This window comes from Microbulbifer mixtoriginis (SeqCode) (assembly GCF_052466695.1).
Genome location: NZ_CP174285.1, coordinates 2,586,800 through 2,602,220, shown reverse-complemented (window position 1 = coordinate 2,602,220; position 15,421 = coordinate 2,586,800). Strand labels below are relative to the sequence as shown.

The window sequence follows — 15,421 nt, the reverse complement described above, 5'->3', positions numbered from 1 at the left end:
CTTACAGGCGGCTCGGCCAAAATATTTTTAGTGTGTATAGATCCTACTGCAAAAACATTTTTGCGGAGGGCTTCGGTTTTAACCAATGCAGGAGCAGTGCCAGGGAGGCTAAAAATAGCAGCGTAGTGCTGGCTGCAGAAAAGCCACTGGCGAGGCCAAAACGTTCTATCCAGGGCTGGCTGATAAATGGTGAGATAAATTGTCCGATAAAAACACTGGCGGCGAGAGCTCCAGATATTCGCCCACGAATGTTGGGAGTGGCAGATTCCAGCCCGGTGGCGAAGATATGGGGGATCAATGTCCCCATACCGCAGCCGTAAATCGCGGTGGCCATTATTATTGCATTAAATGAATCTGCCTCGGCGATCAGCCCCATACCACAGGCCATAACAGTAAAACCTAACACAAAAACGCCACTTTTTCCCAAGTAGTTACGTGCCAGAGGGTAGAAAACCAGTGAAGCCAGGGCCCCCATTAAATTGCTGGCAGCAATGGCAATGCCCGCGAGGCTGGGGGTGTCTGCTCCAATCTCTTTTAGCAGGAATGGGAGCTGTGTGGGAATCAGGAAAAAGATAAGACTGTTTAGTAAGGCTGCACCCAGCAACAAGGCGAATGCTGGCCAATCGGGATTTCCATTCGTGATATTGTTGGGGAGTGGTTCAATGCGATTGCGTGTAGGTTCTGGCAGAAAACGCAACACGGCAGGGATTAGTAGTAGTGCCACTGCGTAAATGGCAAAGGGCGCGCGCCAATGTAAATCTGCCAAGAGTCCACCGGCCAAAAGGAAGACAACTCCGCCGAGGCTGATAAAGGCGCCCTGCTGACTCATATAGGTTTGCCTTTGAATGGGGCTGAAATAGTCACCTACCAGGGTGGTGACTGAAGTCATTGTGCCTGCCACTGCAACTCCCAGAAGGATGCGACTGGCCAAAAGTCCCGCCAAGCTTTCCTGTAACAGTGCAGAGATGCCGGCCAGGGCGTAAACAGTTACCGCCAGTAACAGCAATTTCCTGCGACCATAACGGTCGGATATAAACCCGGCGATAGGTGCAAATAGAGCGATCATTAATGCCGGTAGGCTCAAAATCAGGCGACTGAGAAGGGCAATATCTTCGTGCTGGGCAAAATGTGCCTCCAGTGCCGGTAAGGATGGCGCTATGGTGGCACCAGACATAATTGTGAGCGCCGCCAGACACAGCAATGTGAATCGCATCGGCACCGGTATAGCTGATTCCGCCATTTCGCGGGTTGGTGCTGCGCTGTTAAGTATCACCGGCGCCCTCCGCTATCGGTTTCTCTATTCTCTACGCTCATGGAAGTGATTGGTTGGCATAGCCCCTCTTGCACCGACAGGCTGATACTTTGACTTTGTGCTGCCACTAAAAGGGAAGTGGCAGTTGTAGCCGGTATTTCTGTGACTGGGTAGGTTTGTTTGCTGTTACGGTTCATCATGATTCTCCCTGGGCTTGCAATGGAATGCTGCGCAGTGTAAAACCTCAAGTAATATTGAGGTCAATAGTTGTCGGAGACATCTGATGTCTGATACAAATGAAAAGAAAGTGTCGGTTTGTGGAAACAAGAAATGCCGTCGTGAGATGACCGTAGGTGAGGTTGCAGAGCGTAGTGATGTGGCGGTGAGTGCGCTGCATTTTTATGAAAGTAAAGGGCTGATCAGCAGCTGGCGCACCAGCGGCAATCAGCGGCGTTACTCGCGGGACGTATTGCGACGTGTGGCCATTATCAAGGTGGCACAGAGCACTGGTATTCCCCTCGCCGAAATTCGCGAGGCCCTGTCTAATCTGCCTGATGGGCGTACACCCACCGCGAAGGATTGGGCCAAGCTTTCCGCCGGCTGGCGTGAGGAACTGGACCAACGCATTCGCCAGCTGACCCAGCTGCGCGACCGTTTGGAAGGCTGTATCGGCTGCGGCTGTCTTTCCATGGAGAGCTGCCCGCTCCGCAATCCAGGGGACCAAGCTGCAGAGCAGGGGGCTGGGGCGCGCTATCTGGATATTGGCAAGTAGCGGGGTATTTTTGCGGGGTGAACTATTCGGCCCCTGAGATATTTGATTGAAACTACTGGAAAATTTTCTGATAAAAATCCAGAGTGCCCAGCCATGCGTCCTGCGCGGCTTCCTGATTATAGGCCAGCGGCAGGCCAAATTTCTGCCCGCGCTCAGTTGCAGCAGGATTGGTGAAGCCGTGCAATACGCCGGGGTAGCTCACCAGGGTAAATTTGGCCTCGGCCTCCTGCATCTCCGCCACAAAAGCGCCAACCTGTTGCGGTGGGATCATGCTATCGGCACCACCGGTGTAAACCAATAATTCCGCTTGGACTCCCCCTTTTTTGGTACGAACCTCGCTGGCCAGGGCTCCGTGGTAGCTGACCACGCCATGAAGTTCCACACCGAGGCGTGCCATGGTCAAGGCTACGCCACCACCAAAGCAATAGCCCTGAGCAGCGACTTGAGTTTCCTCGACAACTTTATGCTGTTGAAGCAGGGTGAGGGCGGTGCGGAAACATGCCTCGAGGGAAACAGGATTCTCAAGTGCCTCATCGCGATACTGCTGGGCTTCAGCGGGATCATCGGTTTGCTTGCCACTACCAAACATATCCACCGCAAATGCACAGTAACCCTGTCCGGCGAGCCTTTCCGCCTGCTCGCGTACAAAGGCATTGTGACCCCACCATTCGTGAACCAGCATAACGCCAGGACGTTTTTTTTGAGTTGTGTCGTCCCAGGCGAGATAGCCGCTATAGGACTTGCCATCTACCGCATATTCGATCACTTCGGTTTTCATCGTTGCATGTCTCTCTGGCGAATGATGGATACTGTTATTTCAATAATTTGGGGGGGCCTTTGAGTTCCACTAAATTTTGCTCGGGATCATAAATATAAATTGATGGGCCCATGCCTTCGGCACCGTAGCGCTGTTGTGGCGCGGAGGGTTCAATATTCTTCCCCTTCAAATAAGCAATGATTTTATCGGCTTCGAAAGGGTCTATACGCAAACAGAAATGATGTAAATTACGCCCCTCTTTGCCTGGGGCTGCACCACCCTCGCGACCGATGCCTTGATCAACTGGAACCAGATCGATTAATGAGTGCCCTGCGCGCAACTGATAGAGACCCAACTCCTTATTCTCTCGCTCCATGGTGCAGCCGAGGACTCCTTCATAAAAATCGCGCATTGCAGCCAGGGATTTAACCCTCAGCACTACATGGTCAATATGTTGAATTTTGAACACTGGAATTCCTTATAATTGTGGCGGGCGCTAATCTGGCGAATAAAAAATAATACAAATAACCGCCACCGCAGCTAAAAGCCAATAATGGCTGTGGTTGAAACCTTTGATCCAAATATCTGCGCCAGTGTATTAACGGCTCTAAGTGTAGGGGGTGTGAGGCTTTATGGGCCAGGTGGGGCGTGTATTGCGACTAGTGCTATGCCTTTGCGTGGAGTGCTGGTTGAGAAAACCGCAATCCGCGCATTTGGATATGAATTTATCGAACAATATTGGTCTTAAGCGCTATAAACCTTATCAAATTTCTCACGCAGACTTTTTGCCGATCTGACAATCTCTGTTTCCAGCACCGCCGCAACTGCGTGGTTCTGTGCATTATGCTGCAGTCTCGTGCGCAACAGCTGGGAAATCTCTGGCTTGCAGGAACCACAGCGGGTCCCGCAACCCAGGGCGTCACCCAGCGCATCAATGGAATTGACCCCCTGGTTGATTGCTTTTTCAATCTGTGGACGTGAAACCTGCATACAGGTGCATACTATGCGCTCACCTGGTGGAATTGCCTGGAGAAACAGGGCAGGATTTTCAGGTAATTCCAGTTGTAGGTAGCGTTCCAGGCTGCGTCGATCAGGAAGTGTCTGCCAATCATTACTGGAAAAAATAAGCAGCTCTATTTGTTCGCTATAAGCGAGCCAACGCTGGCTATTTAAGGTCTCTATTTGCTGCCAGCGTATATCTGGATTTTTTTGTAGTAATTGGGCACCCAGTTGGCGACCATCCAAAGGGGCGCTGAGCGCCAACTCAAAGCGATATCCATTTTGACAGGGCACTCGATACCAGTGCAGTAGATTTTCTTCCATATGGGTCTGTAGCCAGCGCCAAAGGTTTTGTGCCAGTGGTTCCGGGCAAATAAGGGTGATAAAGCTCTTACAGGCGAGGGCTTTCAGCTGAACCGGTACCTGTTTGAATTCGGGCTGACCGGAAATTGGGTCTACCTCTGCCCCGGCAAGGGCGCTGACCTTAGACTCTTGGGCCAAGGTCTGACTCCAGTGAATAGGAGCGAATAGCTCACCGGGTTTTTGGCCACTGTTTAATACCGCACGTCCGCACATTCTACCCTGGGCACTGTGTAACTCTACCAACACGCCCTCGTCTATACCGTATTTACGCGCGTCTCTGGGGTTTATCTGAATTTCGGCAATCTCACTGTGATCCAGCAATTTCCGCGCGCGGCCGGTACGGGTCATGGTGTGCCATTGGTCACGTATGCGGCCGCTGTTTAGCCATAGGGGATAACTAGGGCTTATTTGTTGCTGGGGTGTACGCGGCTTGACAGCAATAAAATTGGCTCGACCAGTTTCAGTGAAAAATTTTCCGTTGCCAAATAATCGTGCACTACCCTGGGGATTTTCCCGATTTACCGGCCACTGTACTGGTTCAAGCGCATCGTATTCATTTTGATCGATATTACTAAAGAGTGAGATATCAAAGGCGCGACTGCCGTTATTTTCGAAACCTGACAATTGTGCATGTTCTCGAAAGATATCTGCGGGATGGGCAAAGTTAAACTGCTCGCGGAACCCTAGGCGGTTGGCCAAATCACAGATAGCCTGCCAGTCGTGACGCGCCTCTCCAGTGGGGTCGATAAAAGTGCGCTGCCGGGAAATACGCCGCTCTGCATTGGTAACTGTGCCATTTTTCTCTCCCCAGCCGGTGGCCGGCAGTAGTACATCGGCGCAGCGGGCGGTATCGGTATCGGCGATGCAATCGGAAACAATCACCAGCGGACATTTACGTAGTGCCTCAGTCACCCTCTCTGCTTCAGGCATACTCACCGCGGGATTAGTGGCCATAATCCAGATTGCTTTGATCTGGCCGGTCTCCACTGCATGGAACATATCCACCGCCTTTAGACCGGGGGCCAGTGCCATATTGGGAGCATCCCAGAAGCGTCGCACCCGATCAATATCACTCTCTTTAAACTCCATATGGGCGGCGAGCATATTGGCCAGGCCGCCTACTTCTCGCCCCCCCATCGCGTTGGGCTGGCCGGTAATAGAGAAAGGGCCAGCTCCAATCTGGCCAATGCGACCTGTTGCCAGGTGGCAGTTAATGATTGTGTTGTTTTTGTCTGTGCCGCTACTGGATTGATTAACCCCTTGGGAGTAAAAACTAAGTGTTTTTTCCGTTTCGGCAAACAAACGGAAGAAAGCTAATAACTTTTCTGCAGGTACACCACAACTCAGTGCAGTTTGTTGTAGGGACCAATGCTGGGCCGCTTCCAGAGCCAGCTCAAAGCCTTGGGTATGATGCTGAATATAGTGGTGATTGAGGCGGTTGTGCTGGGCGAGGAAATTAAGCAGACCATTAAACAGTGCTGCGTCGCTGCCGGGATTTATCGCCAAGTGCAGATCGGCCATCTCGCTGGTAGCGCTAGCCCGCGGATCAACGACTACTATTTTGGCCTTGCCTGCCTGCATACGCTGGAACAGTATCGGGTGGGTCCAAGCGGCGTTAGAGCCTATTAAAACAATAAGGTCTGCCTCTTCCAGATCCTCATAACAACAGGGCACGGCATCTGCACCCAGGGCGCGTTTGTATCCTGCTACGGCTGAGGACATGCAAAGGCGTGAATTGGTATCAATATTGGCGCTGCCAATAAACCCCTTCATTAATTTATTAGCAACATAATAGTCTTCAGTAAGGAGTTGCCCAGAAAGGTAAAAAGCTACTGAATTCGGGCCGTGCTCGTGAATATTGCGGGCGAATTCATTGGCCACATAAGACATAGCGGTATCCCAGTCACAGGCTTCGCCATGCAAATGTGGGCGTAAGAGTCTCCCATGCTCACCGAGTGTCTCCCCAAGAGCTGAGCCCTTAACACACAAACGGCCAAAATTAGAGGGGTGTTGTTTATCACCTGTGACGGAAATTACAGAAGTACTTTGCCGCTTTTCCTTGTTAATAGTTACTCCACAGCCCACCCCACAATAGGGGCAGGTAGTGCAGGAACGCTGGGTGCTTAGGTATTCCTTTACTGCCATTATTATTCTTGCTTATTTATCACAACCGATATAAACGGTATTTCCATTAAATGCTAAAGGGTAAGTGGCAAGCTGGATATTACCGTCCTCCATACAAACGCCATCTTCAAGCCGAAAGTGATGTTTATAAAGTGGTGAGGCAATAGTTAATTCACCATCCAGTTCTGCGATTATTCCCCGTGAAATTATGCCAGCTTGTGCGATCGGGTCCCAGTTGTCAACGGCGTAAAGTTGTCGCTCTTGCCCCGGTAAAAAAAATAGGGCGATACCTTTCCTCTCAGGTTTTGCTAGATAGTTCGTTTTTTCTGAGGAGGTATCGCCCCAAAGGGCACACACCCCGGAGTTGCTGACTAAATCTGATCTTTGGCAGATCGGCAGCCAATGGGGGTGGGTTATGGCATTGGATGTATGTGAGCTTTGTCTGGCGCTGGCTTGGTGCATAACAATTTCCTTGCGGGATTAAGAGAAAAATCAGCAATTGAAATTAAATTTTCATAAATTAAATGTATAGGATTGTCTCTATGCAGATTCAGCAGTTTCTATTATTTCTTCAATAGTTGCGGGACGGGGCTGGCCGCGTTCTTTGACGAAAATAATATTGTCATCACTCTCATTGCTGTTAACAAACTGACGAAATCGTTTAAGTTTTTCCGGATCGTTGATTGCGGACTTCCATTCACACTGATAACTATCGACAACGCGTTCCATCTGGATTTCCAGCTCGGTACAGATTCCCAATTTGTCATCGATAATGACTTCACGTAGATAGTCGAGTCCGCCATCAAGGCTTTCCAGCCATACCGAGGTGCGCTGCAATTTATCGGCAGTACGCACATAGAACATCAGGAAACGATCGATATAGCGAATCAGGGTTTCATCATCCAGGTCGGTAGCGAATAGATCGGCGTGGCGCGGGCGCATGCCGCCATTGCCGGCAACAAATAAGTTCCAGCCTTTTTCTGTGGCGATAACTCCTACATCCTTGCTCTGCGCTTCGGCGCACTCGCGTGTACAGCCCGATACAGCCATCTTTATTTTGTGTGGGGAGCGAAGCCCCTTGTAACGGTTTTCTACACGCAGGGCCATGGAAACACTGTCCTGCACACCAAAGCGGCACCAAGTACTACCTACACAGGACTTTACCGTGCGCAGAGATTTGCCATAGGCATGGCCGGTTTCAAATCCCGCATCAATGAGTTCCCGCCAAATTTCCGGCAGTTGTTCTAGGCGTGCGCCAAACAAATCGATACGCTGGCCACCGGTAATTTTGGTGTAGAGGTTATAGCGTTTGGCAACATCGCCAATCACGATGAGTTTTTCTGGGGTGATTTCTCCACCGGGAATACGCGGTACTACAGAGTAGCTACCATTTTTCTGCATATTCGCCATAAACGTATCATTGGTATCCTGCAGGCCAACGTGGGCTTGCTCCAGGATATGTTCATTCCATAGGGAGGCGAAAATAGAGGCGGCGGTGGGTTTACATACTTCGCAGCCCTTGCCGCTACCATGCTTTTGAAGGAGATCATCGAAGGTTTTAATTTCCTCCACCTGAATAATGTGGAACAACTCTTGGCGACTATAGGGGAAGTGTGTACAGAGATGATTGTTGACCTCCATTCCTAGAGCGGCTAATTCACTATCGACGATATCCTTCAGCAATGCGGCACAACCACCACAACCCGTGGAGGCCTTAGTGGCATCCTTCACTTCAGCCAAGGTATGACAGCCGCCATGTACAACATCCAGAATTTGCCCTTTACTCACGTTATAACAGGAGCACACGGTAGCATTAGTGGGGAGAGCGGAAGCACCAAGGAGTGATTCCGCTCCGTCAGTTGAGGGAAGAATCAGTTGTTCCGGGTGCTCTGGCAGGTCGATATCATTGAGATGATATTGCAGAAGAGTATCGTAATCCCCAGTATCACCAACCAGTACAGCGCCGAGCAGTTTCTGGCCTGTAGCATCGGTTATCATACGCTTGTACACGCCGCTCTGTTCATCGACAAAAGTAATTGCTGCAGCGCCTTCGCTGCGGCCGTGAGCATCGCCAATAGAGCCAACCTGCACACCGAGAAGTTTTAATTTAGTGCTCATATCGGCACCATTAAAAAACGTCTCCATACCGGTGAGCTGTGCGACGGTGGTGCGAGCCATACTGTAGCCTGGAGCCACCAGGCCAAAAATTTGCCCCTCATAGAGAGCGCACTCACCGATGGCAAAAATGTTGGGGTCTGATGTACGACAGCGGTTGTCGATGACAATACCTCCTCGCTCACCGACTTGCAGCCCTGAGGATTTTGCCAGCTCATCTTGAGGTCGAATTCCTGCAGAGAACACGATCATATCGGTAATCAGTTCATCCCCCCCTTTAAATTGCATACGCAAGCGGCCGTCAGCCTCTGTAATAAGTTCGGTAGCTCGGCTGGTATGTACAGTAACGCCAAGGGCCTCGATTTTTTTTCGCAGTAAATTGGAGCCGCCCTCATCAAGCTGAGTGGACATCAGTCCTGGAGCAAATTCCACCACATGGGCGTCAAGCCCCAGGGTTTTCAAGGCGTTTGCCGCTTCCAAACCGAGCAGGCCACCACCGACAACGACGCCACTTTGCGCGTTAGACGCAGCTGCGCGAATCGCATTCAAATCTTCGATGGTGCGGTAGACAAAGCAACGCTCGTGTTGATGCCCTGGGATGGGGGGCACAAAAGGATAGGAGCCAGTAGCGAGGACCAATTGATCATATCTATGTAAGCTTCCAGTCTGGGTGGTAACAGTTTGCTTTTCGCGATCAATGGAAGCTATCGGATTGTTGAGCTCTAGCTCAAAACCCCATTGTCGATATTGCTCAATATGACCCATAGCCAAATCTTCCGCACTGCACCCAGCGAAGTATTCGGATAGATGTACTCGATCATAAGCAGGTCTGTTTTCCGCACAAAAGACTGTGACGGTAAAACCGATGCTTTCATTTTTTTCTGCCAGCTGCTCAAGAAAGTGGTGCCCGACCATGCCGTTACCAATCACAACCAGCTTTTGCTTTTTTGTCTTTTCCGTCATTGATATTCCTGCCATCTAGAAGCGATTCTCTTGGCAGGAGGGGCGGATGATATGACAAGGGCGCCTCCTCTTCTGCCGAAGAGTACAGGCGCCGTTGCCTCGAATTGGGGGATAATTTTGTTGGTCATTAAATACATTCAATCTTCATGCCAGTATTTATCCCAGGGATGGCGCCTATCCGCTCCTATTGTCCACAATTTTTGCGATATGTTGGTGCAGAAAACCTTTTTTCTGCTCTGAATTGGTGCTTAGTTAAATTTTGTGGATTATTAAGCGGGAAATGTCATCTTAAGTTACTGAGAGACAAATGAGGGATTAACCAAGAGGGGCTTTAGAAAACATACAGAAGGTGGGAAAGTAGTAGGATCAGCGCTATGAGCTGCCAGAATAAAATTGGATTTTTTTCCAGTAGAGGATGGCTCTGGGCAGGTTTGAAGGTTGGATTGGGATGCTGCAGGTCCTGGATAAATTCGGATAGGCTATCGTATCTATGTTTAGGATTGGGAGCACAGGCTTTTTGCAAGGCACTATCTATCCAGTTGGGGATATTCTTGCGGTGCACATATGCATTTGTATAACGCAACTGTTGATAACTTTTGAGGTGATAGTGCAGATTGCCGAGGCGCTCAGAGTAGGGATATTTTCCTGTGAGTAATTCATAGGCAATTACTCCGAGAGAAAAAATATCCGAACGATGGCTGGCGCTATCGCCATAAAAGAATTCAGGAGCCGCATAATTCTTACTGCCTGGAGTATCAATTTCTGTGAAATGTAATTGCTCTCTAAGGCCTGGCCCATCGACCCCTCCGAGGTCAATGATCACTAGGCGACCATTGTTGCGGATCATAATATTCTCCGGCTTCAGATCGCCGTGCACAATCTCTAATCGCTGCAGGCTGCGCAGGGCACTTACCAGCTGAGAAAGTAATTCCCTTACCTGGGATACTTCTGGCTGAGGGTTAAGTTGCATCCACTGTCGCAACGTCTGCCCCTCAATATATTCGAGAACATGATACAGGCAAGCGCGTTCGGTTCTTGGGGCGTATAGCTTGATAACCCCTGGATGATTTATTCGCCTGCCGGTCCATTCTTCGGCGATAAAACGCTCGATATAGTTTGGATCATCACAGTAATTTACCGATGGCGTTTTCAACGCGCGAAGCTCTCCGGTCATATGATCTTGGGCCAGGTATAGGTGGCTACGTTTACTGGCATATAGCTCTTGCAAAATAAGAAAGCCATCGAGCTTTTGTCCCGGGCTCAGATCGGGAGCGAAGGGAAGCGTTCGGCTGTGCATTGCCAATTCGTCGCATTGAGGAAAGTCCAGATTATTAACCTTGGCGACGACTGCACTCAGGTTATCTTTGGAGCCTGATTTTAGGGCCGCATCAATGAGTTGTTGTGGTGTAGTTTTGTCAAACTCAGAAAGTCTTTTCTGGATAGAAGTCTCTGGCAAAAAATCGTGAATGCCATCGCTACTCAGTAAATAAATATCACCGGTTTGCAGTGCTTCACAGCGGTAGTCCACTTCAATATGGACATCCATCCCCAGTGCCCTACTGAGAAAAGTGCGCCCAGGAGACAGCTGGTGGCTGTGATCACGCGTGAGGCACTCAAGCTTGCCAGCGCGCAGGCGGTAGATACGTGTATCGCCGATATGCACCAAGTGGGCGCTGGCACCTTTAAAAATCAGGGCTGAGAAAGTGGTCAGCCAACCCCGATGGATTTCCACACTGCCTCCACTTTGTCGGTATAGCCAGCTGTTGAGGGAGTGGAGTACTCGTGCAACAGCATGGCGAGTAGACCAGGTTTCCGGGGTGCTGTAATAGTCTGAGAAAAAACCGTTGATGGCTGCACGAGCAGCTTCGCCGCCGGCCTCGGCGCTGGCGACGCCATCCGCTACTGCGGCGAGTGCGCCATAGCGCTTTAACTCTAGCCTCTCGGGTAGCCGTACGGCACAAGCATCATCATTGTGTTGGCGATGACCGGAACAGGTAGCACTGAAAATTTGCAGAGCATGCAACTCTTTACTCTGCAAATTTTTAGAAGCTCCATGGGCGTTTTGTATCCCTACCGGAGTTTTTGTGTGCTGTTCTTTATCAGGCGACATCGATCATCGACACGCTGCCATCTGGGTGTACCTCAGCCATTTGACCCTCGGGTTCCTCCAATAATAACAGTGCTGTAAAGCCAAGAAGTGCGGTGATGCCGATAACCATAAAAAATGTTTGGTAGGAAACCAGGCTTAACACGGTGAGATAAAAAACTGCTCCGACATTGCCGTAGGCCCCAGTCATACCTGCGATCTGCCCGGTAAGACGGCGCTTGATTAGAGGGACTACAGCAAATACAGCCCCTTCACCGGCTTGCACAAAGAAAGAGCAGGCCATGGCAGCGGCTACCGCCAAGTAGAGTGGCCATTCGGCATCAATCAGGCTCATGGTGAAGTAACCCAGTGCCAGGCCTGCAGTTAGTATCAGCAAGGTGGGTTTGCGTCCCCAGCGATCACTGATTAAGCCGCCTGCTGGACGAGACATCAAGTTCATGAAGGCATAAGCTGAGGCAAGTAAGCCCGCTTTTACAGGGTCTAGGGTAAAAGTCTCAGAGAAAAACAGTGGCAACATGGATACTACTGCGAGTTCTGAACCAAATGTAGCAAAGTAGAGAAGATTGAGCACGGCTACCTGCTTAAACTTGTAACGATGTACGGGAGCTGGTGGATTAGTGAAAACCTCCCGGTTGATACTATATGTCTTGCGTGCATCCAGCAGGTAAAGCAAGCCGAGTCCACAATAAATCAAGGTGGCAGCGAGACTGGAAATCAAACTCACACCGCTTGAAAGTTTCCAAGTCAACAGCGCCAGGGCGGCATACATTGGTACCTTCATAATCAGTAACAGTACAAAATCTCCTGAACTGGTGACCTCCATAGCCCCAATTTTTTTGGGTTTGAAATAAGTGGACCCCTTGGGGGTATCGGTAACTGAGAAGTAGTAAATCACACTATATACCAGTGCAATAACTCCGGTGAGTCCAATCGCATAGCGCCAGCCATTGTCGCCACCAAAAAACAGTGCGATGGTCGGTAGACTCATAGCGGCAGCGGCAGAGCCGAAATTACCCCAACCACCGTAAATTCCCTCAGCAGTGCCCAGTTGACGGGCGGGGAACCACTCGGAAACCATGCGGATACCAACGACAAAACCAGCGCCAATAAAACCGAGCAGAAAGCGACCTATTGCCGCCTGCATAAAGTTATCCGCTAAGGCAAAAATAAAGCAGGGTACACTGCCGATAGCAAGCAACAGGGAGTAGGTAAGCCTGGGGCCATATTTATCGGTGAGCATCCCGATTACTACTCGTGCTGGAATGGTTAGGGCTACATTTAAGATCAGTAGCGTTTTTACCTGATCAGGAGTCAATGACAGGCTTTTCGATATTGCCATCAATAATGGGGCATGGTTAAACCAGGCAAAAAATGTAATGAAGAAGGCCACCCAGGTTAGGTGAAGAATCTTTATCCTTCCTCGAAATGAAAAAAGATTGAGGGATTCACTAGACATGCGCATTTCCTTTATTTGCATACTTCACAGGCATAAAAAAAGCCCACCACCGCGCCCCTTTGGTCGCAGTCAATGGACTCCATTGCCCGATATTTTTGTTGAAAGAGCGATTGACTGTGCGAATGCGCCTAGCGGCAAGCCATTGCACCATCGATATATTCTCATTCAATTAATGTGCCATTATTTCTTGGAATTGAGGAAATCCACAGTTTGATGGTATAGCTCTGGCCTGAAGTTTTGACTGTTTATCGTTGCTATCTCACTAAACCCCCTGCACATCTCTATTAACTGCCGGGCTTTTGTCTCACAGGGACGACCGTTGTCATTATCGATATGGGCAAACAGGTGCCAGCCTGGGTTGGCTATGATATTGGTGTTGCGGCGGTAGAGAATCTGATCATTCAGGGAGCGCTGCAACAGTGACTCTGGTAAATTCAGATAATGTTTCTGTGATAATAATCCGGCTGCTTCGCAGCGATTTTCTCTTGCTATTAACCAGGAGCAGGCTTTCAGTAATGCTGCACGCAAAGCCAGGTGGCTGACCGGGTTGGCCTTATGCCAGCTTTGGGTCACAGCTAATACTTTTTCCGGCATTGCCGGCAATAGTGTATTGCAGGCCGTAACAACCACGCCAGTACCCTTTTGGGCTGCAAGGCTATTCCATGGTTCGCCAACACAGTAACCATCAATAATGCCGCTGAGAAGGCTTTCCAGCATTTGTTCGGGGGGTAATATAATAAGCTGTATATCCCGATCCGGACTCACACCGGCGGCCTGTAACCAATGGCGTAACTGTAGTGTGTGACTGGAGAATGGGTAAACCGTGGCCAGTCTTATAGGCGAGATGCCAGTGTTTTTCTGCAGGTACTGTTTTAGTGCTACACCAATATCAGTTTTCGTTTCTTCTGTTGTGTAGTGCTGCAGGCGTTGATAGAGATCCTCTGATAGGGTAATGGCGTTGCCATTACAACTGAGAATCAAACCACTGATAAGTCGCTCTTTGCAGTCAGGTAGAGTTTCTGGGAGCGTTAATGGCATAGGGGCCAGCATGGCTGCGGCATCGGCCCTACGCCCGATCAATTTATCGCGCAGAGTTGCCCAGGAAGTCTCCCGCTTTAACTCCACCTCAAGGCCAAATTGACTAAAGTAACCTTTCTCCTTGGCAATGATTAGGGGGGCGCTGTCGGTGAGTCTGAGATACAGCAGCTTGATAGATTTCTTTTCCGGATACAGTAAGGAAGACATTAGGAATTCAATGCTCGCTCTGAAAATATTGAATAAGCTGTTCGGCTACCGCGTGCATGGTGGCATTACTACTCATGGCAAGATTGCGCAAAACCTTATGCGCATCCTCCTCGTTGAGTTTTTTCTTGGCCATTAGTAATCCTTTGGCTCTTTCAATGGTTTTTCTATCACTGAGTTGCTGTTGGGTTTTCTCAAGTGATTGTCGCAACAGCTGAAAGCTCTTGAATTGAGCCATGGCAATTTCTATTGCCGGGGCAACTCTTTCGGTAGTGATCCCCTCGGCCATATATGCGCTGACCCCAGACTCAACTGCGCGACTGATAAAGTCCGCACTGTTGTGGCTGGAGAACATAGCTACTGGTGTCGGTGCCTCACGATTAACGATGGCAAGGCTCTCTAGGATGTCTCTATCAGGGGATTCAATGTCGATCAACACCACATCGGGGCGATATTTCTCTACTTGGAATAGAAGCCCTTCGGCACTGCTGATTTGCGCAACAATAGTGTATCCGGCAGATTTTAAACACTCACAGACAAGATGAGCGCGTTCTTGATTATCATCAACCAACATGATGGCAGGGCTAATATTCGTCACGACTTGAAGTGGCACTCGTTTATGGCTAGATAGACGGCTTACCAAAGTACAATCAAAACTTGTGCCAAAATCGTGAGAGAGGGGCAAATAAAATAAATTCTTCTAATTCCATGAAGTACAGTATGAGATATCCGCTGTTTCTTATTACGCCATTTTGGAACTATTGATCTTTTAGTACAAGAGGAGTTTTTGAGAGGAAATCTGGCCAGGTCACTTTGAAATGAAGATGCTAAAGAAGTTTTTTGAAAGCATTTCCAGGTGGGTATATGAAAAGAATTTACATCATTATCAATTTCTGATGGGTGAAAGATCCTATTGCCAGGTTTTTTTTGTGATGATTAGCCTAATGAGAAAGAACTTTTAGGGAATTAACAAACCCAATTGTTTGGCCAGTGTGAAACCAAAGAGTATTTGTATTATTTAAGTTGGCCCGATTCCTTTGTTGCTTCTCACGGGTGATAGAAAGTTCCTTTTCACAGTTTATTCTTTTTTTGTCGCTGTGACCTTATGATGTGCTTGAATTAATGTTGCAGCTGTAACTTATTAATAGCCTTATAAATTTCACCAATTGTGGCTATTAGATAGCTTCTCTTTCAATCCCAGTTTGCTGAGTTTACACTCGGCCTGACTATAAAATGGGCAAACTAGTCCTTTTTGAGGTGGATGTAGTTGT

General features: G+C 49.2%; 12 protein-coding genes. 1 reads left to right on the top strand and 11 read right to left on the bottom strand.

What is annotated here, in order from left to right:
* Positions 1 to 43: 43 nt before the first annotated feature.
* Both ACJJI0_RS11460 and ACJJI0_RS11455 read right to left on the bottom strand, forming a co-directional pair.
* On the bottom strand, positions 44 to 1,273 hold the full coding sequence (locus ACJJI0_RS11460) for an MFS transporter (RefSeq protein ID WP_444882666.1): 1,230 nt from the start codon (positions 1,271 to 1,273) through the stop codon (positions 44 to 46).
* A complete protein-coding gene (locus ACJJI0_RS11455; RefSeq protein ID WP_444882665.1) occupies positions 1,270 to 1,449 on the bottom strand; it encodes a hypothetical protein in 180 nt (59 codons plus the stop codon). The genes ACJJI0_RS11460 and ACJJI0_RS11455 overlap by 4 nt, the downstream gene beginning before the upstream one ends.
* Before the next feature lie 86 nt (positions 1,450 to 1,535).
* On the opposite strand from ACJJI0_RS11455, the gene soxR reads away from it, so the two are divergent.
* On the top strand, positions 1,536 to 2,024 hold the full coding sequence (gene soxR / locus ACJJI0_RS11450; RefSeq protein ID WP_444882664.1) for a redox-sensitive transcriptional activator SoxR: 489 nt from the start codon (positions 1,536 to 1,538) through the stop codon (positions 2,022 to 2,024).
* A gap of 52 nt (positions 2,025 to 2,076) precedes the next feature.
* Here the strand turns inward: soxR and ACJJI0_RS11445 are convergent, their stop codons facing one another.
* The 9 genes from ACJJI0_RS11445 to ACJJI0_RS11405 all read right to left on the bottom strand — a co-directional run bounded on the left by ACJJI0_RS11445 (position 2,077) and on the right by ACJJI0_RS11405 (position 14,748).
* Positions 2,077 to 2,802 carry a dienelactone hydrolase family protein gene (locus tag ACJJI0_RS11445; protein ID WP_444882663.1) on the bottom strand — a complete coding sequence of 242 codons (726 nt, stop codon included), beginning with the start codon at positions 2,800 to 2,802 and terminating at the stop codon, positions 2,077 to 2,079.
* 34 nt (positions 2,803 to 2,836) lie between these two features.
* Positions 2,837 to 3,250, bottom strand: a complete 414-nt coding sequence (locus ACJJI0_RS11440; RefSeq protein WP_444882662.1) for a VOC family protein — start codon at positions 3,248 to 3,250, stop codon at positions 2,837 to 2,839.
* A 275-nt stretch (positions 3,251 to 3,525) separates the two neighbouring features.
* Positions 3,526 to 6,288 (bottom strand): nitrate reductase, encoded by a 2,763-nt coding sequence (locus tag ACJJI0_RS11435; RefSeq protein WP_444882661.1) that lies wholly within the window; start codon positions 6,286 to 6,288, stop codon positions 3,526 to 3,528.
* 12 nt (positions 6,289 to 6,300) lie between these two features.
* Positions 6,301 to 6,729: a nitrite reductase small subunit NirD gene (gene nirD, locus ACJJI0_RS11430; protein WP_444882660.1), complete on the bottom strand. Its 429-nt coding sequence runs from the start codon at positions 6,727 to 6,729 to the stop codon at positions 6,301 to 6,303.
* Positions 6,730 to 6,807: 78 nt separating this feature from the next.
* A complete protein-coding gene (gene nirB / locus ACJJI0_RS11425; RefSeq protein WP_444882659.1) occupies positions 6,808 to 9,345 on the bottom strand; it encodes a nitrite reductase large subunit NirB in 2,538 nt (845 codons plus the stop codon).
* Positions 9,346 to 9,676: 331 nt separating this feature from the next.
* Positions 9,677 to 11,455 (bottom strand): bifunctional protein-serine/threonine kinase/phosphatase, encoded by a 1,779-nt coding sequence (locus tag ACJJI0_RS11420; protein WP_444882658.1) that lies wholly within the window; start codon positions 11,453 to 11,455, stop codon positions 9,677 to 9,679.
* Complete coding sequence (locus tag ACJJI0_RS11415) at positions 11,445 to 12,908, bottom strand: NarK family nitrate/nitrite MFS transporter (RefSeq protein WP_444882657.1); 1,464 nt, start codon at positions 12,906 to 12,908, stop codon at positions 11,445 to 11,447. The genes ACJJI0_RS11420 and ACJJI0_RS11415 overlap by 11 nt, the downstream gene beginning before the upstream one ends.
* Positions 12,909 to 13,088: 180 nt before the next feature.
* Complete coding sequence (locus ACJJI0_RS11410; protein ID WP_444882656.1) at positions 13,089 to 14,153, bottom strand: CmpA/NrtA family ABC transporter substrate-binding protein; 1,065 nt, start codon at positions 14,151 to 14,153, stop codon at positions 13,089 to 13,091.
* Positions 14,154 to 14,160: 7 nt separating this feature from the next.
* On the bottom strand, positions 14,161 to 14,748 hold the full coding sequence (locus ACJJI0_RS11405) for an ANTAR domain-containing response regulator (protein WP_444882655.1): 588 nt from the start codon (positions 14,746 to 14,748) through the stop codon (positions 14,161 to 14,163).
* Positions 14,749 to 15,421 lie beyond the last annotated feature (673 nt).